16 protein-coding genes and 1 tRNA gene are annotated in these 21,004 nt (G+C 50.3%); 4 read left to right on the top strand and 13 right to left on the bottom strand.

The genetic code is table 11. The annotated features are described in order from the left end of the window. Positions 1-3 precede the first annotated feature (3 nt). From H1A11_RS00515 to H1A11_RS00525, 3 genes are all read right to left on the bottom strand, one after another. Positions 4-816: a metal ABC transporter permease gene (locus H1A11_RS00515; RefSeq protein WP_016274158.1), complete on the bottom strand. Its 813-nt coding sequence runs from the start codon at positions 814-816 to the stop codon at positions 4-6. Between the two features lie 50 nt (positions 817-866). Further along, positions 867-1,295, bottom strand: a complete 429-nt coding sequence (locus H1A11_RS00520; RefSeq protein WP_035450311.1) for a hypothetical protein — start codon at positions 1,293-1,295, stop codon at positions 867-869. A gap of 254 nt (positions 1,296-1,549) precedes the next feature. Further along, the gene (locus H1A11_RS00525) at positions 1,550-2,872 is read right to left on the bottom strand and encodes a 3-phosphoshikimate 1-carboxyvinyltransferase (protein WP_181757588.1); all 1,323 of its coding nucleotides are present in this window, start codon (positions 2,870-2,872) and stop codon (positions 1,550-1,552) included. A 177-nt stretch (positions 2,873-3,049) separates the two neighbouring features. Between H1A11_RS00525 and H1A11_RS00530 the strand changes: the two genes are divergently transcribed. Beyond that, the gene (locus H1A11_RS00530; RefSeq protein ID WP_181757589.1) at positions 3,050-3,439 is read left to right on the top strand and encodes a DUF2721 domain-containing protein; all 390 of its coding nucleotides are present in this window, start codon (positions 3,050-3,052) and stop codon (positions 3,437-3,439) included. A gap of 5 nt (positions 3,440-3,444) precedes the next feature. Here the strand turns inward: H1A11_RS00530 and H1A11_RS00535 are convergent, their stop codons facing one another. The 9 genes from H1A11_RS00535 to H1A11_RS00575 all read right to left on the bottom strand — a co-directional run bounded on the left by H1A11_RS00535 (position 3,445) and on the right by H1A11_RS00575 (position 15,190). Next, positions 3,445-4,041: an aminotransferase class IV family protein gene (locus H1A11_RS00535; protein ID WP_117964907.1), complete on the bottom strand. Its 597-nt coding sequence runs from the start codon at positions 4,039-4,041 to the stop codon at positions 3,445-3,447. Further along, entirely contained in the window at positions 4,025-5,014 is a 990-nt protein-coding gene (locus tag H1A11_RS00540) for an aminodeoxychorismate synthase component I (RefSeq protein ID WP_181757590.1), read from the bottom strand. Before H1A11_RS00540 ends, H1A11_RS00535 begins: the two co-directional genes overlap by 17 nt. 3 nt (positions 5,015-5,017) lie before the next feature. Then, positions 5,018-6,616, bottom strand: coding sequence for an aspartate:alanine exchanger family transporter (locus H1A11_RS00545; RefSeq protein WP_117599288.1), 1,599 nt, complete (start codon positions 6,614-6,616; stop codon positions 5,018-5,020). Positions 6,617-6,737: 121 nt separating this feature from the next. Further along, positions 6,738-7,877: an IS481 family transposase gene (locus H1A11_RS00550; protein WP_094582489.1), complete on the bottom strand. Its 1,140-nt coding sequence runs from the start codon at positions 7,875-7,877 to the stop codon at positions 6,738-6,740. 147 nt (positions 7,878-8,024) lie between these two features. After that, positions 8,025-9,686, bottom strand: coding sequence for an IS1182 family transposase (locus H1A11_RS00555; protein ID WP_061411457.1), 1,662 nt, complete (start codon positions 9,684-9,686; stop codon positions 8,025-8,027). A gap of 168 nt (positions 9,687-9,854) precedes the next feature. After that, the gene (locus H1A11_RS00560) at positions 9,855-13,127 is read right to left on the bottom strand and encodes a S41 family peptidase (protein WP_181757591.1); all 3,273 of its coding nucleotides are present in this window, start codon (positions 13,125-13,127) and stop codon (positions 9,855-9,857) included. Positions 13,128-13,203: 76 nt separating this feature from the next. Further along, positions 13,204-13,983 (bottom strand): DnaJ domain-containing protein, encoded by a 780-nt coding sequence (locus H1A11_RS00565; RefSeq protein WP_120137815.1) that lies wholly within the window; start codon positions 13,981-13,983, stop codon positions 13,204-13,206. Between the two features lie 200 nt (positions 13,984-14,183). Continuing rightward, positions 14,184-14,257: transfer RNA gene (locus H1A11_RS00570), tRNA-Pro, on the bottom strand. Positions 14,258-14,440: 183 nt separating this feature from the next. Continuing rightward, on the bottom strand, positions 14,441-15,190 hold the full coding sequence (locus tag H1A11_RS00575; RefSeq protein ID WP_165491384.1) for a NigD-like protein: 750 nt from the start codon (positions 15,188-15,190) through the stop codon (positions 14,441-14,443). A 373-nt stretch (positions 15,191-15,563) separates the two neighbouring features. Here H1A11_RS00575 and H1A11_RS00580 point away from each other — a divergent pair, with 373 nt between their 5' ends. Continuing rightward, positions 15,564-16,094: an HU family DNA-binding protein gene (locus H1A11_RS00580; protein WP_008665685.1), complete on the top strand. Its 531-nt coding sequence runs from the start codon at positions 15,564-15,566 to the stop codon at positions 16,092-16,094. 51 nt (positions 16,095-16,145) lie between these two features. Here H1A11_RS00580 and aroB read toward each other — a convergent pair whose 3' ends face one another. Beyond that, positions 16,146-17,207 (bottom strand): 3-dehydroquinate synthase, encoded by a 1,062-nt coding sequence (gene aroB, locus H1A11_RS00585; protein ID WP_117599292.1) that lies wholly within the window; start codon positions 17,205-17,207, stop codon positions 16,146-16,148. A gap of 207 nt (positions 17,208-17,414) precedes the next feature. Here aroB and H1A11_RS00590 point away from each other — a divergent pair, with 207 nt between their 5' ends. Continuing rightward, a complete protein-coding gene (locus H1A11_RS00590; RefSeq protein ID WP_117599293.1) occupies positions 17,415-17,828 on the top strand; it encodes a hypothetical protein in 414 nt (137 codons plus the stop codon). A gap of 108 nt (positions 17,829-17,936) precedes the next feature. Next, on the top strand, positions 17,937-20,861 hold the full coding sequence (locus H1A11_RS00595) for a TonB-dependent receptor (protein ID WP_181757592.1): 2,925 nt from the start codon (positions 17,937-17,939) through the stop codon (positions 20,859-20,861). Positions 20,862-21,004: the final 143 nt, after the last annotated feature.

Consider the following 21,004-nt stretch of genomic DNA (forward strand, 5'->3'; position numbering starts at 1 on the left):
GATTTAGCGTTGCAAATATAGCCAAAAACTTTTTCCTGTCTTGCAAATGGCATAGATAATGATGGAAAAGAATATGATGGATGCACCCGAGGGGACATTCAAGTAGAAAGAAATCATCAGCCCGCCCAGGCAACTGAGGTAACCGATGCCGATGGAAAGCCAGATGATGCGGTGGAACCGGTGCGAGAACAAGTTGGCGGTCATCTGCGGAACGGTGAGCAGTGAAATAACCAGCACGATGCCCACCATGCGCAGGCATGCCACGATGGTCAGCGCAATGAACATCATCAGTACATATTCGAATACCTGCACCGGAATACCTTGCGAGCGGGCAAACTCCCGGTCGAAGGCTACGTAGATGATGGGATGGAGATACAGCGCGAAAAACAGTATCAGCAGCAGGGCAAGCCCTCCCAATAGAGCGATGTCGCTCCAGGTAATCGTGAGAATGTTGCCGAAGAGATAGGCGGACAAGTCGGGTGCGAATCCCGGCGAGAGGAAAGTGAACATGATGCCCAGTGCCATGCCCAATGTCCAGAATACGGCAATGGCGGAGTCTTCCCGCATGTCCTTCCGTTTGCTGAGCCACTCTACACCGAAAGCGGACAAGACTGCAAACAAGGCTGCCGACAGAATGGGGGAAATGCCGGTATACAATCCCAGGCCGATACCGCCAAAAGATGCATGCGTCAATCCGCCGCTGATGAACACTAGTCTCCGGGTAACGATGTACGTGCCTATCAGCCCGCAAGCAATGCTTGCCAGCAGACTGCCGATGAGGGCATGTTGGAAAAAAGTGTATTGCAGTAGCTCCATTTATTCAATTAAAAATTAAGAATTAAAAATTAAAAGTTGGATGTGGAGTGTTAGGAATGGGGGGTGAGACGGCGTTCGCCGATGATGAGGAACACTTCATCCTTGATGTTGTCCGGCAAGGCTATGCCACGCAGTTGCAGGCTGCGCACCCATCCGGCTACGTCCGTGTCTTGCATGGTGTAGAACACGTCGCGGAACTCGTCTTCCTGCTCGGGAGTATAGGCATCGGGAGCGGTGCCGATGTATTTGTCCAGTTCTTCGTCATCGTAATATTCTATTTGCTTGCTGACGGCTGCCAGCAGGCTGTCACGTTCGCAGATTTCATGCTGTCCGCAGCACTCGGCATCCACTTCCTGCACTTCGGGCATGGCGTCCAGTTCGCCGCGGTCTATCTTCTTCTGCAGTTTCCGGTTGCGTATAATTCCGGCTGTGGCTGCCACGAGGGCAAGGGCAATCAGGCTAATAATCAATATCCACATGGGCTTCCTTTTCTTGAAAAACATGTTCCATTAATAGAACGGACAAAGATACATATTGTTTTGTACACGACAAAATAATGAGTCAGATTGCAGGTAGGCAGATTACTTCCACCCGACGCAGGCATTACTTGCTTGGAACGTAGTGTAAAACTACTTTGGATACATCCTAATCTTAGAATGTATCCTTTATTTCTAAGAATAAAGGTTATATTCTTAAGAATAAAGGCTGTATTTCTAAGAATAAAAGCTTTATTCTAAGATTGCATTGCATTTTGGCAGACTTTAAATCCCGCCTTTTGCAAGTCTTCCCAGTAAGCAGGGTAAGATTTGGTAACGACCTGTGGTTCATCTATCTGTATTTGGGGCAGTACAAGGCAGGCGGGGGCAAATGCCATGGCCATACGGTGGTCTTCGTAGGTGGCGATGACGGGGTCAGCGTCTGCCGGGCAGCGTTTGCCATCCCACAACAAGATGCTGTCTTGCTCGGAGCGCACGACGTAACCCAGTTTACGCAGTTCCGTAATGAGGGCGGTGATACGGTCGGTCTCCTTTATTTTAAGGCTTTGCAGTCCGGTGAAGCGGAAAGGGATGTCCATCAGGCAGCAGGTGACGACAAAGGTCTGCGCCAGGTCCGGGATGTCCACCATGTCTTCGTCGAGACGGGTGGCGGGAGTACCCTTACGGATCAGTTTTACTCCCCGGTCTGTATATTCGGTATGGACGCCGAGGCGGGCAAAGACTTCCGCGCCGCGGCTGTCGCCTTGATAGCTGTGGGCGAAGAGACCGAGCAGTTCGATTTCTGCCGTGTGCGCTTCTTCCTTCGTGCTGTCTTCACTTTCTTTCGCGCTACTTCTGTCTCCCCCTTTCATTTTTATTTTTTCATTTTTAATTCCTTCTATTGCCATCATCTGATACCAGTAAGAGGCGGCGCTCCAATCGCTTTCCACGGTGAAAGGAGTATCTGTGTATCCGCCGGGGCTGACGGTGATACAATCTTTGGAGGCCCAGTCGGCTTGGGCACCGAAGTCGCGCATCAGTTGCAGGGTCAGGTTGATGTAAGGGCGGGAGATGATGTCGCCCGTTAGGTGCAGGCGTAATCCTTGGGGGAGTACGGCGCCAATCATCAGCAGGGCGGATATATATTGGGAACTTACATTTCCGGCAAGGGATATTTCTTCGCCTTTCAATGCTGTGCCGGTGATGCGTAGTGGGGGGAAACCTTCGTTCCCGACGTATTCAATCTGAGCACCGAGTTCGCGCAAGGCGTCTACCAGTATGCGGATGGGGCGTTGCTGCATGCGTTGCGTGCCGGTGATGATTCGGGTGCCAGGAGTTACGCTGAGGTAGGCGGTGAGGAAACGCATGGCGGTGCCGGCGGCAAGGATATCTATATGTCCGGGATTTCCGTCGAGGGCGCGAGTCATCACTATGGTGTCGTCACAATCGCTCAGATTGCGGGGCAGGATATTGCCGTGGGCAAGGGAGTGGAGGATGAGTGCCCGGTTACTGATACTTTTGGATGCCGGGAGCTGTATGGCTGCGTGCAGTGAGGCAGGAGCGGAAACGGTATATCGCATGGTCGTATTTGTTAAGTTACGGTGGTAAGGAGTTTTTTTATTGTCACTGCAAAAGTAGGATAAATCTTTGGGAAATGGAAAAAAGGAAACTTGTTTCTGTGGTTTCAATCTTTCGTTTATCTTTGCGGAGGTAAGTCCTGCTATCGGGACGGATAGATATAATTAAGCATCATTCTTATGGAAATAGATTTAGCCACCCCCGCCTTGCTGTTTTCGGCCATATCGCTGATTATGCTGGCCTATACCAACCGTTTCTTGTCCTATGCCCAACTGGTGCGCACCTTGAAGGAACAGTACATGGAGAACCCGTCTTCGGTGAAGGCGGCGCAGATTGCCAACCTGAGGAAGCGGCTCTACCTGACGCGTGCCATGCAGGTGGCGGGCATCGGCAGCCTGCTGCTGTGCGTGGTCAGCATGTTCTTTGTCTATATCCGTCTCCATCTGCTTTCGGCCTATATCTTCGGTTTGGCGCTGATATTGCTGATTATTTCGCTGGCCATATCGGTGTACGAAATATATATATCGGTGAAGTCTTTGGAGATACATCTCAACGATATGCACGAGTAGAGGCTCTACGGGATGATGTTCCGTACGGGGAGTTCCAGTTCTCCCCAGTCAATCATGGCATTGAACAGCCTGACAGTAGAGAATGAAGGCAAGTCTTCCGGTCTGATGTCTTTTTCCTGCAAGATTCCTTCTTCCAGCAAGGCTGCCCGTTTGGTTCCTTTCAGCAGGGGATGTGCCGGCGTGTACCAGTGGGTGCCGTCGGAAAGGGCGATGTTGGCGATGGAGGTGTCTGTCAGCAGGCCTTGTTTCACAATCAGAATGTCGTCGCATGCGTCGCGCAGGGCAAAGAGGCGGTTCAGCGGTTCGCGTCCGGCGCTTTTGTAGGTGTAGTCGATGTGGTCTGCCTGTATCAGTGCCAGCGAATGCACGTGCCGCATGGTGTAGGGGGAGTAGCTGACATCTTCAATACCTTTCTCACCATACACTACGCGTGCCTTGACGATACCTGCCTCGCAGCCGAGAGACGACAAATGGTCACGCAGTTGTAGCGGTGTACTTTCCGGCCAGAAGTGGGCGCGGGTATCGTTCAGCCTCCGATTGTGGCGGGAAAGGTTGCAGGCTTTTCCGTGGTCGATGCGTATGGTTTCAATAAATAGGCACATATATTTTCTGTATTACTTCGTTGTATTCGCTTTCCCACCGGCTTTTGGCGGTGATGCCGCCTCCTGCCTTGAAGTGGAGCCGGCCGTTTTTCTGTTCGATGAAGCGTATCATGACAGCGCTGTCCAGCTGTCCGTCGGCATAATGCCCCATGATGCCGGTATAGAATCCCCGTTCGTAGTCTTCTGCCTCTGCAATGATTTCCACGGTTTTGGGCTTGGGGGCACCGGTGATGGAACCGGCGGGAAGCAGGCGGAAGAGGATGTCGCCGATGTGTGCGGTATAATCTTCGGGGAGGGTCCCGCATATTTCGGAGCTGGTCTGGAGGATGGGGCCTTTGTTGGTTTGCAGGCGGTCTATGTATCGGTAGGAGGTTACTTCTACGTGCTCTGACACCATACTTAGGTCGTTGCGTATCAGGTCGACGATGGTGGCATGCTCGGCGGCCTCTTTGGCATCCTGCATCAAAAGCTGTTCCGCATCAGGCAGGGTAGCGTCGATGGTGCCTTTCATGGGGAAGGATTTTATCTTGCCCTTCTCTATGCGGACAAAGATTTCGGGGGAGAAGCAGACGAAACGGTCTTTCAGCCACAGCTTGTACAAGGCTTCGGAGTGAAGGAATATTTCTTCCATTGTCAGATTGGTGCTGACGGGCACCCGGCAGGTGAGGTTTGTCAAGTAGCTGTTGCCCGCCAGTAGATTTTGCTTCACGAGGTCAAACGAGTGTTTGTATGCGGCGGGGGAAGGGGGAGTGATGTCCCACTGAATAAGACCGGCGTATCGGGCGGCTGTTGCAGCTACCCCCACGTTGCCTGCCTTCGGGAATTGGAAAAGGCAAGTGGCGGGATTTATCTGGTCGAGGGGCTCTACGTGCGACTGCTCTTGTGCGTAGTCTACGATGAAGAGGAAGGGCACATTGTCCTCGGCCAGTGCGTTCATGCGGGCGATAGCTTCTGTTCGGTTGTAAGTTTTCATATTTCAGTAGACTGCAGAGGATATCACCTGGATTATCAGAATGAGGAATACCATTGCAATGGGATATACCGTGGCATAGGCTACGCTCGGTATGTTGCTGTCCGTCATGGAGTCGGCGGCGGCAAGGCCGGGCGTGCTGGTCATGCCACCGGTGATGGTGCCCAGCAGGTCGAGAATGTTTATCTTGAATACGAACAGTCCGACGATGACGGCCACCAGCATGGGTACCAGCGTGATGGCGGCACCTACGCCGAACAAGAGCCAGCCGCTTTCCTGGAATGTGGCTACCAGGTTCCGTCCTGCCGAGGTTCCCACTTCGGCCAGGAAGAGCAGCAGTCCCAGCTGGCGCAGCAGTTGGTTGGCTGGGCCGGACATAGACCACAGAATGGGACCGGTCTTTCCGATGGCACTGAGGAAGAGGGCCACCATGAGGATGCCTCCCGTCAGTCCCGGTGAGAACGACAGACTGTCCGAGAAGGAGATGTTCAGCTTGCCGAAGAGCACGCCCAGCACGATACCCAGGGCGATGGGAAAGAAGTCGGTGTCGGACAGTTGCTTGTTGTCGTTGCCCAGTAGGCGTGCCACGCCTTTAATACCGTCTTTCTCGCCTACCACCATCAGCTTGTCGCCGAACTTCAGTGCCAGATCTGGCGAGGGGGAGAGGTCGATACCGCTTCGGCGGACGCGGGTGACGGTACAGCCGAAGTTCTTCATCAGGTTGAGGTCGCCCAGCTGCTTGTTTATCATATCCTTCTTGGTGAGCAGCAGGGATTCAATCTCCTGCATGTCTACGAGTGGCAGTTCGCCTTCTTCGCGCTGGCCCACGAGGACGGCGAGCTGGTTCAAGGCCTCTTCGCTGCCCACGGCTTGTATGTAGTCGCCTTCGTGAAGTATGGTCTGGGCGGTGGGGATGGCTATCTGCTCATTGTGCTTATGGCGTGAGATGACAGCTCCGGTCATGGCGCGCGCATTGATTTGCATCAGGCTCCGGTCGAAGACGGCGGGGTTGGTTACACGGAACAGGCAGGTTGTCAGTTCCGGGAACTGGCTGCGGCGTTCCTTCTCCAGTCGGCGCGCCTCCTTGTCGAGGTCGATGCGCATAATGCGGGGCAGCAGCTTGACGAAGAGGATGACGCCGATGACACCGAAGGGATAGGCGATACCGTAGGCGATGGAGGCTAGCGGAGAGTGGGTGCTGTCGATGGCTACGGCGAGTCCCGGCGTACTGGTCAGCGCGCCGGCTATGAGACCGACCACGCTGGGTGTGTCTATATCGAAAGCGTACTTCAATCCTACGGCTGTGAGGGCGGCAGAACAGATGATGAGCAGGGTGATGACGATAAGTGTCTTGCCCTTGCTCCGGAAGGAGTCGAAGAATCCGGGACCGGCCTGGATACCGATGGTGAAGATAAACAGCACCAGTCCGAAGTTGCCTAACTCTTTGGGGATGATGACGCCGAAGTGTCCGAACAGCAGGGCAATGAAGATGACAGCGGAGACGTCGAGTGAAAGCCCTTTAATCTTGATTCTTCCCAACATGAAGCCTAAAGCCACAATAAGAAAGAGCGCGAAATAGGAGGAGTTTAACAAGTCAGCAAACATAATCAGTTAAAGAGTTAGGAGTTTATGCCACAAAGATAGTGCAAAAAAGTGAGATAGAAAAAGGCATTGTTTTCTTGTGGTATATATGTAATAGTCAAGACTTGTTCTGACATTTGTTTTACTATCGGACAAAAAAACTGTCAGATGTTTGTTGCGAAGTTACACAAGTTTCATCATCCTCACAACCGAATGAGATTTTATCCTGCTCATTCGGTTTTATCATTTCCTGATTTTGCAGTTGATACTTTCTTGCCACAGCGATTCCTTCGATAAAAGTTTGCATGGGCGTTTTCCCGAAACAGTACTTTCCAGAGTGTGTTCTTTGGGTATTGTAGGAGTTCATCCACATATCAAGGTCTGCTTGCAGCTGTTCGATAGAGGTATAGATTTTCTTTCTGAATGCAATAGCATAGAACTCATTCTGCACGGTTCTGTTAAATCGCTCACATATACCGTTTGTCTGAGGGCTTTTCGCCTTAATCTTAGAATGATCAATGTCTTCCACAGCCAAATACAATTCATACTCATGATTTTCTCTGTTTCCGCAGTATTCTGTTCCTCTATCTGTTAGCATACGCATCAGTTTCAAGTCATGCTGCTCGAAAAAAGGAATAACCCTATCGTTAAGCATATCGGCAGCAACAAGCGCATTCTTTCTGTCATACAACTTGGCAAATCCGATTTTGGAGTAAGTATCAATGACGGTCTGCTGATAAATGTGTCCCACACCTTTGATATATCCTACATAATAAGTGTCTTGGGCAAGTAGAAAACCGGGATAATAAGTTTCTATCTCTCCATGAGCCTGCTTTTCTTCTTTTGCTTTTTCCAATGCCGCCACTTGGTTCTCATCAAGGATAATGCCCTCTTGTTCCACTTTGGCTGACAATGCTTTCAGGCGTTTCTGGAAGGTCTCCATATCGTGCCGTAGCCAAATGGAACGCACTCCGCCCGGCGAAATAAGAATACCTTTCTTACGTAGCTCATTGGATACACGGACTTGCCCCAATGCAGGATTGTCTATCGCCATCTGTACGACTGCCTGCTCGATGTGTTCTTCCACACGGTTCTTTATGACAGGCTTACGGCGAGAAATCTCCTGCAAGGCGACTTCACCGCCTTGTTCATACAACTCTTTGAAACGATAAAAACTGTCACGACTGTAGCCCATAACCTTACAAGCACGTGATACGTTTCCTAACTGTTGGGAGAGTTCAAGCAATCCCAGTTTGTTCTTGATGACCTTTTCTGATGTTGTCATAACTTAATCTGTTTTCTGTTACAAATTTATTCTTTTTATACGTAACTGTCAGATTAAGTCTTGACTAATTCAGTATATAAAAGAGGTTGTGTCAAAACGTTGGCACAACCTCTTTTATATTTTAAGTTCTGCTATATTTTCTTTTGGCTATGCTACTTTTTCCTCATGCATTTGGCAGCAAGTTGCTATATTCCAATTATATCGGGTTATAAATAGTCCCATAAACAAATATTTGGCAACTGTAATGAGCCCCTTTCCTTCTTTTATCAGTTTAGCGCACATTTTTTTGATATTAAAGGCTATAGCAAAGAAAGCAAAGTCCATTGTAACCTTGTCTTCTCCCACATGCCGGAATCTTCTGTATGCCATGTTGTATTTCATTTGTCCAAACACAGCTTCTGGTTCTATACACCTCCTGCCTCTATGCTTGATACCTTCTTCTGAGAGCAACCTTTCCCGTGCCTGCCGTTTGTATTGATTTAATCGGTGGTTGACTTCTATAATACGGTTCCCCCGAGCTTTAAAACAACTGCCACGCAAAGGGCAACCTTCGCATCTTTTTGCTTTATACCGGGCACTTTCGGTGATGTATCCGCTCGCTGTCTTGTCACGTTTGGTTCCTATACGGTTCATGTGCTGTCCCATAGGACAAACGTAATAATCCTCTTGGGCATTGTAATGGAGACTTTCGGCATGGAACGGGTTGGGAGTATAACGGGGACGCTGTTCTTTATGGAAGTAATTGTACTTGATGAAGGCTTCTATCCCATTCTCCTGCATGAACCGGTAATTTTCTTCCGAACCGTAACCGGAGTCTGCCACGCAGATATTCGGTAAACGGTTATAGCGGTACTGGAAAGAGTGGAAAAAAGGTATGAGGGTCAGTGTATCGGTAGGGTTGGGAAACAGACGGAAGTCTGTGATAAATTGGTTTTCAGTACCTATTTGCAGATTATATCCGGGTTTGGTCTGCCCGTTCTTCATGGCATCTTCTTTCATGCGCATGAATGTGGCACCAGGATCGGTCTTGGAATAGGAGTTACGTTCTCCAAGGGTATCAAGGTGATTGTCATATTCTATCAGCTTGTCACGATACCCTTCAAGTTCCCTGACCTGCTTCTTCTTTTTGCGCAGGGCTTTCTTTTCTTCCTTATCCTTTGTTGCAGGCTGGCGTTCCAGGGCTTCTTTAAGTTCATCCACTATGTCAGAGAGCCTGCAGGAAGTAAACTCCACGGATGTGTCTTTTATAGAGTTCTCCTGTGCAATGGTTTCATCCACCTGCTCCAAGAGAATACGGATTTTATCCATTAGTCTCGTACGGTTCCGTTCGACTGTCTTGCGCCAGACAAAAGTATATTTGTTGGCTTTGGATTCAATCTTGGTGCCGTCAATATACTCCACATCAAGGCTGATGAAACCTTTATCGGCAAGGACAAAAATCAACTGGGTAAATACATTATTTATTTCCTCCTTTACACGGTTACGAAAACGGTTGATCGTGATAAAATCCGGATGCTCATTACCGGCAAGCCAAATATAATGAATGTCACGAAGGAGGTGCTTCTCTATTTTACGGCAAGAATAGATATTATTCATGTAGGCGTAGATTATCACCTTAAGCATCATTTTAGGATGATAAGGACAACGGCCCGTTTCCTTATAAAGCTTCTTGAAACTCTCAAGATTGAGGTTGTCAATAACAGCATTCACGATGCGGACCGGGTCGTTCGCAGCTATGTTTTCATCAATTCTTTGTGGAAAAAGAACGGTTTGGTTGGGAATGTAAGGACGAAAATGTAACTTTGCCATAACGAAAAACTTTATGCCTAAAGATACGAAAACTTTGGGTAATAACAAAGCCCGGGCTTGAGAAAGTCTGGGCTTTGCGCATAAAAAAAGGCTGTGTCAGCATTTTGACACAACCTCAATATATATTGGCCTATATGGCCGGTATTCCTGCGTGGGGCAGGGCGGTACTTATTTTTCGAGTTCCTTCAGCAGTTCCTCTACGGCAGCTTTCAGTTGTGTGTCTTCTCCCTTCACGATGGTCTCGGGTGAATTGGCTACCTTGATGTCCGGCTCCAGCTGCGAGTTCTCCAGATAGCTGCCGTCTGGTAGGCGGTAGCCCACGACGGGGATGCCGAATACCAATGACGGGTCTTGCAGGCGTTCCCATGAGACGCTGGTCATGGTTCCCGGCACGGGCATACCTACCAGCTTGCCGATGCCGCGGTGGCTGTATACCCACGGCGTGCCGTGCGCATTGGAGTAGTTGGCCTCGCACATCACCATGATGGAGGGTTTGTTCCAGCGGCGGCTGGGCATGTCGCACGCCTCGCGGCCGCGCACCACCTGGGTGAAGTATTTCTGTCCGCTGAAAAGTATTTCTATATCCTCGTGCAAGCGTCCGCCGCCATTGAAACGGGTGTCGATGACGATGCCTTCGCGGTTGTTGTACTTGCCCAGGATGTCCGAGTAGACAGAACGGAAACTGTCGTCTCCCATAGACTCAATGTGCACGTAACCCAATCGGCCACCCGACCATCGGTCAACGTCTGCCGCGCGCTGTTTCACCCAGCGGCTGTAGAGTAAATCGCTGAACGCACCGTTCGTAATGGGGATAATGACCTCTTCCCAGTGCTCCTTGGTCTGCGGGTCGAAGAGAGAAACAAGTGTTTTCTTCCGTGCCTTGTTGTTGAGCAGCGTGTAATAGTCCGCATCGGGGGTGATTTCCACGCCGTCTATCTTTTCGATGACTGTGCCGGCTTTCACCCGGGTGTTGGCTGTGTCGAAGGGGCCTTTCTCTACTACTTCGGCAATGAGCATGCCCCGGCCCGTGTAGTTCCAGTCGAAGAACAGTCCCAGACTGGCAGTAGGCTCGGACTGCCCTTTGGGATAGAAACGGCCGCCGGTGTGAGATACGTTCAGCTCGCCCAGCCATTCGCTCAGCAGTTCGGCAAAGTCATAATTGTTGTCGATATGGGGCAGGAAGCGGCGATAGGCGGCGGTCATCTTCTCCCAGTCCACTCCGTGCATATTGGTATTGTAGAATCGCTTCTGCTGCTGGCGGTACACGTGGTCGAACATGTATTCGCGCTCCGCAGCCAAATCCATCTTGGCATCTACCTGGAAGGTGATGGGGGTCAGCGCATCGGATGAAGTGTCCATTTTCTGCATCTTACGGCTGCCCAGCAGGAAGAGGTTTTTACCGTCCTTGTCCAGCTGCATGTCTGCCCATCCGGCATCCATCTTGTGCAGCAGTTTGGTTTCCTTCTTGCGGAGGTTCATCTTCCAGAGGTCGTAGCCACCTTCGAAGGCTGCCAGGTAGTAGAGTGTCTCGCCATCCTTGGAGATGATGGTGCTGCCCATGTCGGAAGAGTTCGGGGTGAGGCGCACCACACGGTCTTCGATGCCTCGCAGCTCGACGACGATGTCTTTCGGCTGGTCATCTTTTTCGTCAGTATTGCTGTCTTTCTTGTCGTCTTTCTTCTTTTTATCCTTGTTTTTGTCTTGGGGGGTGTCTTTTCCGGCAGACTTCTTCTGTTCCTTCTCCAGCTCCTTGCGCAGTTCGTAGTCTTCCTTGCTCAGGCAGTATTTGTCGTAGGCGTCTTGGTTGAGGAAGACGAGCATGGCGTCGTTCAGCGAGCCCCATGAGGCGTGGGCACGCATGCCGTAGCGTTCGGTGGTGAAGAGGATGGCGTTGCCGTCCAGCGCAAAGCGGGGATAGCCGCTCATGTAGCCGCTATTGGTGAGGTTGATGATGTCTTTGCCTCCCTCTGCGCTGACCAGGCCGATGTCGGAGTAGGGGTCGTGCTTGTTGCCGGTGAACTCAAGTGTAAACCACTTGCCGTCCGGCGACCATGCGTAGTCAAATCCTCCGCCGGTGCTGTACCAGGTGGAGCCGTCCGTAATCTGGCGCACCTTCTTCGTTTCCAGATTGAGCACCATCAGCCGGATGCGGTCTTCGATAAAGGCGAGTTCCTTACCGTCGGGCGAGAATTGCGGATGGGCACGTTCCACGGTGGTGGAGGGCAGCAGCACTTCTTCTTCAATCAGCGTGGCGTTCGGGAAGTTAGGGTCTTCCTTGCGGGCTATCTTGGCAAGGTAGAGCTGCCAGTTGCCGCCTCGCTCGCTGGCGTAGGCCAGGGTGCGGTTGTCTGGCGCAAAGGAGAGGCCCGCTTCGCGTGCCGGTGTGTGCGTCACCTGCTTGGTAGTGGCATAGTCTGCCGAAGTGACAAAGACTTCGCCGCGCAGAGTGAAGGCAATCTGCTTTCCGTCCGGGGACACAACGGCAGAAGTGGCTCCGTCGGAAGACTGCAGGTTGGCGAATTGCGGCCGGTCATCGCGCACAATTTCTATGGCGACTTTCTTCGGGGTGGCATCCGGCTGCTGGGTATAGATTTCGCCGTCGTAACCGTAGCACAACGTCCCGCCGTCACTCATAGAGAGGAAGCGCACGGGATGTGTCTTGAAGCTGGTGATGGGCTTCACCTCTCGGGGCTGTGCCAGTGGGAAGGTATACACATTGAATGAGCCGCCGTTTCTCTCACTCAGAAAGTAAACCGTTCTTCCATCGGGTGACAACACCGGGTTGCGGTCTTCGCCCGCGTGGTCGGTGAGGTTGGTATGGGCGCCCGTCTTTGCATCATACAGCCAGATGTCGCGGGTGATGGAGGAGGTGTGGTGCTTTCTCCATTCATCTTCAAATCCCTTGCGGTCTTGGTAGAGGAACTGCTGGCCCGCCTTGTCGAAGCAGACCGCTTCGGCAGGGGTACCCAGCACTTGTTCCGTACGCCCTCCCGTTGCAGGTACTTTGTAAAGCTCGGTCATGGCCGACGTGGGGAAAAGAGCGCTGCTTGCCGGGTCCTGGATGGAGGCGGAAAACAGGATATACTTTCCGTCCGGAGTGAATGTGGAGGGTATCTCGCCGGTGGAGTGGGTAGTGAGCCGTTGGGCGGTTCCGCCGTCTGCCGGCATCACGAATACGTCGAAGTTGCCGTATCTGTCGCTGGCAAAGGCAATCTGTTTGCCGTCCGGCGACCATATGGGGGTACATTCGTAGCTCTCTTGGGTAGTAAGCTGTGTGGCGGTTCCACCTTTGGCAGGCACCTTGTAGATGTCTCCTTTGTAGCAGAATGCGATTTCCGTACCGTCGGGAGAAATTTGCACATCGCGCATCCAGAGCGGCGTGGCGGCATGTCCGGCAATGGCAGTAAGGCCTAGTGCAAGGATTGCAAGGGTTTTCTTCATAAATGTGTGGGTTGATGTTAATATAGAATGTTTATAAACGTCATGATGCTGTCCACAAGGCAAGGCACGAGGTATGTCATTTCATACCTCGTGCCTTGTATATCTGTTCTTTGGCATTGTTGATGCTTTGGAACTTCTCTTCTGCGGCTTTCTTGATGTCTTCGCCCAGCGTTGCCACCCGGTCGGGATGGTGTTTCAAGGCTAGGCGGCGGTAAGCGGCACGCACTTCGTCATTGGTGGCGGTAGGTTCAATTTCAAGTACTTTATAGGCCTCGTTCAGTGAGCTGCCGCCCAGGTTGAGCATGGATTCCACTTCCTTGACGGATAGTCCCATGTACATGGCCACTTCTTTCAAGGCTTCTATCTCCTCGTTGCAGACGTGTCCGTCGCTTTTGGCAATTTCTACCAAGAATACCAGCAGTTGCAAGCGTTCCTCGTATGTCAGGTTGGCGGCAATCTGCGTTCCGCAGTCACGGATGGTGTTTTTAAATGCCAGTGGGTTTTGTCTGTCCATCTGCTTGCGCTGTTCGAAGAGGTTGAGTAATATCCGTTCTCCCTCGCCCACGGCAGCCTCACCGAATGTGCTTCTCAGAAAGCGGCGGACGAATTCCATTTCACTATGCATGATGCGCCCGTCTGCACGGATAATGTACGAAGCCATCACGAGCATGGAGAAGAGGAAACTGTTCCGTTGCCCGGTATAGGTAGTGCCGTGCGTTGGTTCTTCTCCATAATAACTGCCTGCGCCACTTGAATCGGTGTCGAACAGTGAACCGAATACAAAACCTGCCAAGGCTCCCAGCGGTCCTCCGGCCATGAAGCCGATGATGCCGCCTATCCATTTAGCTGCTCCCATAATTTTTCTTGTTTAAAGTGCAAAAATAGAGATTTCTTACGAGAATTCCAGTAATTTGATGAGCTATTCCCGCTGAAGCGAATAGGCACCGTCTTCTTTTTGTACATATTCAGCATATTTATGGCAGCAAGTCTGTCATTAAGAAATACTATAAAAATTAAGGAGTTAAGTCTTAGACTTAACTCCTTAATGCTCAACAGTCGGGATGACAAGATTCGAACTTGCGACCACACGCCCCCCAGACGCGTACTCTACCGGGCTGAGCTACATCCCGAATTGCGGGTGCAAATGTACGGCTTTATTTTAAAATAGCAAATATTTATAGTGCTTTTTTTATTGAATGAACCTATATTTTGCAGTTTCAAGGCTTTCGGTCAACGTGTCCTGCTCTCTTTTTACTTGTATGCCTGCTTCGCAAGGCAATGGCTTTGAGCGGGCAGGCATACTTTGAATGAAGTTATTGCAGGTTTAGGCTGTTTCTTACGGAAGTGACAGCCGGACTTTCGGGCGTTACGGATTTCCGGGTACAATAATCGAATTCCGCAGACTTCTCGCCGCTAAATGATTTCCACTTCAGTTTCAATTTAACGGTCTTGCCTTCTGTATCAGGCAGGGCATCCAACTTGAAAGCAACCAGTCCGTCCGCATACCTGCCGTAAATGTCGCCCTTGGCATTGTGGCGGAATTCTACTTCATACGGGTTTTCCGGATTCTCGCTCAGCAGCAGATTGACAAAGTGCTTTGTTTGATAGTCTCCTTGCTGAGTTCTAAAGCGAAGGGTTAGATAACCGTCTTCTGCAATGGTCACCCAATCGTTCACAATTTCCACCGGGTCGGTGCCGTATACGGTATCGTTCTCTTCACCCAAATCCGGGGCGATGGGTTTGGTAAGGATACTGTCTATCCAGTTTATATGTACAGCTTGGGTGTAGATATCGCTGGGCTCGTCCACTTCCTTGTAGTTTACCAAAGCGCGGACTTCCTTTTCGCCATAGGGAGATTTCGTCATGTTGGTAGGCAGCAGAGTGGTCTTGTCATCCAATTGCAGAAAGACTGTCTGGTCTGCATCGGTCTTTACCGTTACCAGGGCATTGGGGAATCTCATGGCATAATTATCATCGTCGTCCAGGCATGATTGGAGGCTTAAGGAACTGATGGTTGCAATAGCGATTAAAATTTTCTTGTTAAAGATTGACTTTATTTTCATAGTGTACTCTTTTAAATTAAACATTCGGAATAGGCTTCACTTTTATAAAAATAGCATATTTGCGAAAACCCTGCATGCGGCATTGTTAATTAATGATAAGAGCCGGAGTAAGCTGGTGCGGAACATTATTCCCCGATACATGAAAGATATTTGTATATCAGGTGGAATATGATTATCTTTGCTGTATGAGATGCACATCTCGCGTGTGTTGAGATGTATGTCTCGAACTGCATGAGATGTGCATCTCGTGCATGTTGGGGAATAGCTGTCCGGCCGTATGGAAACTGGCTTTCTGTTGAGGGGAAGTAAACTTCGGGTGGGGTGTCGGCAGTCTGGTTGCAGTAAGAAACATTATGTTCATTGTGAAAAGAGTATGAGTATAGTCTATTTGGTTCGAAAGAAGGTTTTCCGCACGGCGGAAGGGGTGAAGCAACTCTATTATGCTGTGCAGCGTGTGTTACAGCGGCGTGGAGGTGTGACGGCAGAGCTGCTGGCGCAGCGTATGGCATCCAGAAAAGGGATGAGTTCGGGAGACGTGCAGAGTGTATTGATAGATTTGCCGAAGTTTATAGAGGAAGCGCTGATGGAGGGAGAGTCGGTGACCATTAAGGGGCTGGGTTCCTTCCATGTGGCGGTGACGAGTGACGGGTTTGAGCATCCCGACGATGTGATGCCGGGCAAGGTGCGCTTATCTCGTGTCTATTTTCGTCCGGATAAGTCGCTGGTGGCGAGGCTGAACAGCGGGATGGATTTCTACCGTTATCCGCTTAGCCGATATTTCCCTCACGATATGTTGCGGCCGGAAACGCTGCGAAAGGAGCGGGCCGAGGGAAAGACGGGAATTCCGGATGAAGACCCGGTTGGGATGGAAAATGATACGGAGGACTTTTCGGGGGAGGAGTGAGCGATGAATGTGGAAGAATTCAGAGAATACTGTCTCTCCTTGCCGGGAGTGCTATGCTCCCATGCACTCCCTATAAAAGTCGAACATCTCGAAGATAGTATCCTTGTCTGCCGTCTGGTTGAGACAGATGTTACCCACTTCTTTCAATAGGGTGAAGTTGATGACTCCGGCGGTATTCTTCTTGTCATGCTTCATCAGTTCGTACAGCTGGTCGTACTGTTTGCAGTTGAAGGAGAAGCTGCCATAATTCTCTTTGACGAATTGGATGGTCTGGCGCATCTTGTCCTTCGGGAATCCGGTCTTTATATAAGAAAGGTATAGTTCGCAGACCAGCCCCCATGCCACTGCATAGCCGTGCAGCACCGGACGGTTTTCGGCAAGGGCGAGGCTTTCGAAGGCGTGTCCCACGGTGTGCCCCAGGTTCAGGGCTTTGCGGATGCCATGTTCCTGCGGGTCTTCTTCTACGATGTGTTCCTTTACCTGCACGGAACGTCCTACCATGGACTTCAGCAAGGCATAATCTATCTTCTCCGTATCGAAGGCCAGCAGTTCTGCCAGATGTTCCGGGGTACTGATGAGGCCGTGCTTCAGCATCTCCGCATAGCCGGAGAAGAAGTTATGAGCATCGAGGCTGCGCAGGAACTCGGTTTCCAGCAGCACGCAGGCGGCAGGAGCAAAGACGCCGATTTCATTCTTCAGACCGTTGAAGTTGATGCCCGTCTTGCCTCCCACGGAAGCGTCGACCATGGCGAGCAGCGTAGTGGGAACGTTGATGTAGGCGATACCCCGCTTGAAGGTGGAAGCGGCAAAACCGCCAAGGTCGGTCACCATGCCACCGCCCAGATTGATGAGCAGGGAGTGGCGGCTGGCCCCTTTCTCGCTCAGGGCTTGCCATACGGCAGCCAGCGTTTCCATATTCTTGTGCACATCTTCTGCCCCGATAATAATCTCTTCCGCTTCTTCCAGGGCGGGGATACCGTCCAGATGCGGGCGGCAGAGGCGGTGGGTATGCTCGTCGGTAAGGATGAAAAGCTTGTCATGGGGACGCTTCGCTATGGCATGCGTCAGGCTGTTTGCCAGTCCTTCGCAAAGGATTACTTCTTGTTTACTCATCTTGTTAATTACAAATTACGAATTACCAATTACTGATGTTACGGATTATGAAGGAAAGGGAGCCTTCTTCATTATATTGTGGCACAAAGATAGCTCTTTTGGCAATAAAACGTTATCTTTGTCCCGTGAAATTCTATGGGTGGCAAGGTGTTTCCGTCATCTGCCTCCCGCTATTTGTAATTAGTAATTTGTAATTGATTGATAGAAATGAGAGCATTACTTCCCGTTTATTGCCGTCCGCTGGGTTATTTCATCATAGCTCTGGCGTTGTTCCTTCCTTTCATATTCCTATTGTGGGGAAGAGTGACAGATGCCAACTTGCTGTTTTACAAGGAATGCTCCAAACTCCTGATGATGATGGGGGCACTGATGATAATCTTTGCCTTGACGAAGAACGAGAATAAGGAGATAGAGCAGGTGCGCAACAAGGCCACGCGCAATGCCATCTTTCTGACCGTTCTTTTTATCTTCGGCGGTATGCTCTACCGGGTGGCGCAGGGTGACCTCCTTTCGGTCGATTCTTCTTCTTTTCTCATATTTCTTATATTGAATGTGCTTTGCTTGGAATTTGGTATAAAGAAAGCGACAGTTGATAGATTATTTAAGCGGAATAGTCGATAAACGGAGCAAATCGTCATGTGGGGCATTAAACCTTTTGCCCGGAAGTCTGTCAAATGAAACAGTGAATAAAAGGCATTGTTCATTTAAGAATAGACAAAGAATAGACACATGAAGAAAATTATCACGGGGATGGCGTTGCTGTTGGTAACAACGCTGTCTGCATTCTCACAGACCAAAAACATTACGGTATCGGGCCGTGTCGTGGAGGACACCAAGGAGCCCGCGATACAAGCTACCGTGCAGTTGCTTTTGTTGCCAGACAGTGTCCAGGCATCGGGTACGGCTACTACGGCACAAGGTTATTTCACTCTTCCCAAAGTCAGTGCGGGTAAATACGTGCTAAAGGTTTCTTATATCGGGTTCAAGAGCCGGTACATCCCTTTACATCTTTATGCCACGACAACCGCCAAGAACGTGGGTACCCTGACACTGGAAACGGATGCGGTGATGCTGGCCGAGGCTGTGGTTACGGCAGAAGCGCCGCAAGTGCAGGTGGTGGAAGATACATTGGTCTATAATTCCTCTGCTTATCGTACCCCCGAGGGAGCCATGCTCGAAGAGCTGGTGAAGAAGTTGCCCGGTGCGGAGATTGATGACGAGGGGAATGTGAAAATCAACGGTAAGGACTTGTCGAAGATTATGGTCGACGGGAAGGAGTTCTTTGGTGGAGACGTAAAGACCGGTTTGAAGAATCTGCCGGTAGATATGATAGAGAAGCTGAAAACCTACGACAAGAAGTCCGATTTGGCACGTATCACCGGTATTGACGACGGTGAGGAGGAGACGGTGCTCGACCTGACCGTAAAGAAAGGCATGAACCAGGGGTGGTTCGGTAATGCCGATGTGGCCGGAGGTACGGAAGACCGCTACATGGGACGTGTTATGCTGAACCGTCTTGTTGAAAATACTCAAGTTACTCTTATTGGCTCTGCCAATAACGTGAACGACCAAGGCTTTTCAGGCGGTGGCGGTCCTCCGCGCTGGCGCAGGAACAACGGACTTACTGCAACGAAAATGCTGGGTGTAAACTTCGCTACCCAGACCGATAAACTGGAACTGGGTGGTAGTGCACGCTACAACTATCAGGATGGGGACATTGCAAGCATTGGCTCTACCGAGGACTTTCTGCCGGACGGCAACTCTTACTCCAACTCGAACAGCAAGCAACGTAACAAAGCCAAGAATTTCAATGCCGATTTCCGTATGGAGTGGAAGCCGGATTCGATGACGAATATTATTTTCCGCCCCAACTTCTCGTATGGTAAAACGGACAATCTCTCCAATTCTGAGAACGGTACGTTCAATTCCGACCCTTACAGTCTGGTGAGCGACCCCAATAACTGGCTGAATCTGGAGAAGATTCTCAATCCGGACGATGACCCGTTGAGAAGTATCCGTATAAATGCCATCAATAGCGGTTCGCTGAGTGACAATAAGAGTGTGTCTACGGATGCAACCTTGCAGTTGAACAGAAAGCTGAATGACAAAGGACGCAATGTCACGTTCCGTGGAAGGTTCGGTTATACCAATACTGACAACAACCAGTATACGGAGTCGGAAACGCACTACTTCCAGTTGTTGAATGCTTTGGGAGGAGACTCCATCTTGGTACGTAACCAGTACATCACTACTCCTACCAAGAACTACAATTACAGTGCACAGCTGACTTACAGCGAACCGATAGCCCGTGCCACTTTCCTGCAATTCAGCTATCAGTTCCAGTACAAGTACAGTGAGAGTGACAAGACGACGTACGATTTGCAGGGCTTTCCGGATTGGGGATTGTCAACCCAGCTTCCCACGGGATATGAAGAGCATGCGGTGGACAGTCTGGGTAAGTATGCGGAATATCGCTACTACAACCACGATGCATCCGTGTCCTTGCGCTTTATCCGCGAGAAGTATCAGCTGAGCGCAGGTATGTCGTTTCAGCCGCAACATTCTGTGTTGTCCTATAAACGTGGCGACTATATGATTGATACCACCCGCAATGTGTTCAACTTCGCTCCGAACCTGGACTTGCGCCTCCGTTTCTCCAAAGTGAGCCAGCTGCGTATAACATACCGCGGGCGTAGCAGCCAACCGAGTATGGAGAATCTGTTGCCGATTGTGGACAACTCCAATCCGCAGAATGTGCGTATCGGTAATCCGGGCTTGAAGCCTTCCTTCACGCACAGCATGAGATTTTTCTATAATACGTATAATGCCGAAAAGCAACGCGGTATTATGTCGCACGTCAATTTCTCGGCAACGCAGAATAGCATCAGCAACAGCCGTGTGTACAATTCGGAAACCGGTGGATGGACTACAACTCCGAAGAATATCAACGGTAATTGGAATGCGTTCGGCTTGTTCGGCTTCAATACAGCGCTGCCCAATAAGAAGTACACCATCAGTTCTTTCTCCAATGCCAGATATCAGAACAATGTGGCTTATCTGACGTCCGGTAAGGGAGCAGATGCCGTGGAACGGAAGAATACGACCACCAACCTGACGCTGGGCGAACGTCTGAATGCCGCCTATCGTAACGACTGGTTTGAATTCGGCTTGAACGGAAGCATTTCCTATTCAATAGAGAAGGATAAACTGACGCCTGACAATAACCAGGAGCCCTATACCTTCTCCTACGGTGCCAATACGCAGATTTCCATGCCGTGGAACATGACGCTCTTTACCAACATTGCCAATCAGAGCCGTCGCGGATATACGGACAGTAGTATGAACCGTAATGAGCTTATCTGGAATGCGCAGTTGTCGCAGACTTTTCTGAAAGGAAATGCCACTGTCAGCTTCGAGATGTACGACATTCTGAAGAGGCAGAGCAACATCAGTCGTTCGCTGACTGCAAGCGGTCGCTCGGTGTACGAATATAACGGCGTGAACAGCTATTGCATGCTTCACTTCATCTATCGTCTGAATATTTTCGGCAGCAAGGCCGCACGCGACAAGATGCAGGGTCGACGTGGCTTCGGTGGTCCGGGCTTTGGTCCGGGGCATGGTCCTGGCCGTTTCGGAGGGCATAGGCCGTTCTAAAATCCTTTTCTGTATAAGGTTTGTAAAAGACACAGAGGCACAGAGCTTATTCTTTATATTATATAAGCTCTCTGTATCTCTGTGTCTTTGTGATTTTCCTTTTCTTTTTCTTTCATTTCATTTTTTGTACTTCATTTCTTTTT

Origin of the sequence: Bacteroides sp. CACC 737, from assembly GCF_013874375.1 — a bacterium.
Classification (GTDB): domain Bacteria; phylum Bacteroidota; class Bacteroidia; order Bacteroidales; family Bacteroidaceae; genus Bacteroides; species Bacteroides uniformis.

Excerpts from the sequence above, each read along its gene's own strand:
- H1A11_RS00540 (WP_181757590.1), bottom strand. The coding sequence starts at position 5,014 with ATGAAAACTTACAACCGAACAGAAGCTATCGCCCGCATGAACGCACTG.
- H1A11_RS00545 (WP_117599288.1), bottom strand. The coding sequence starts at position 6,616 with ATGTTTGCTGACTTGTTAAACTCCTCCTATTTCGCGCTCTTTCTTATT.
- aroB (WP_117599292.1), bottom strand. The coding sequence starts at position 17,207 with ATGAGTAAACAAGAAGTAATCCTTTGCGAAGGACTGGCAAACAGCCTG.
- H1A11_RS00550 (WP_094582489.1), bottom strand. The coding sequence starts at position 7,877 with ATGACAACATCAGAAAAGGTCATCAAGAACAAACTGGGATTGCTTGAA.
- H1A11_RS00555 (WP_061411457.1), bottom strand. The coding sequence starts at position 9,686 with ATGGCAAAGTTACATTTTCGTCCTTACATTCCCAACCAAACCGTTCTT.
- H1A11_RS00575 (WP_165491384.1), bottom strand. The coding sequence starts at position 15,190 with ATGAAAATAAAGTCAATCTTTAACAAGAAAATTTTAATCGCTATTGCA.
- H1A11_RS00535 (WP_117964907.1), bottom strand. The coding sequence starts at position 4,041 with ATGTGCCTATTTATTGAAACCATACGCATCGACCACGGAAAAGCCTGC.
- H1A11_RS00530 (WP_181757589.1), top strand. The coding sequence starts at position 3,050 with ATGGAAATAGATTTAGCCACCCCCGCCTTGCTGTTTTCGGCCATATCG.
- H1A11_RS00565 (WP_120137815.1), bottom strand. The coding sequence starts at position 13,983 with ATGGGAGCAGCTAAATGGATAGGCGGCATCATCGGCTTCATGGCCGGA.
- H1A11_RS00525 (WP_181757588.1), bottom strand. The coding sequence starts at position 2,872 with ATGCGATATACCGTTTCCGCTCCTGCCTCACTGCACGCAGCCATACAG.
- H1A11_RS00580 (WP_008665685.1), top strand. The coding sequence starts at position 15,564 with ATGAGTATAGTCTATTTGGTTCGAAAGAAGGTTTTCCGCACGGCGGAA.
- H1A11_RS00560 (WP_181757591.1), bottom strand. The coding sequence starts at position 13,127 with ATGAAGAAAACCCTTGCAATCCTTGCACTAGGCCTTACTGCCATTGCC.
- H1A11_RS00515 (WP_016274158.1), bottom strand. The coding sequence starts at position 816 with ATGGAGCTACTGCAATACACTTTTTTCCAACATGCCCTCATCGGCAGT.
- H1A11_RS00590 (WP_117599293.1), top strand. The coding sequence starts at position 17,415 with ATGAGAGCATTACTTCCCGTTTATTGCCGTCCGCTGGGTTATTTCATC.
- H1A11_RS00520 (WP_035450311.1), bottom strand. The coding sequence starts at position 1,295 with ATGTGGATATTGATTATTAGCCTGATTGCCCTTGCCCTCGTGGCAGCC.
- H1A11_RS00595 (WP_181757592.1), top strand. The coding sequence starts at position 17,937 with ATGAAGAAAATTATCACGGGGATGGCGTTGCTGTTGGTAACAACGCTG.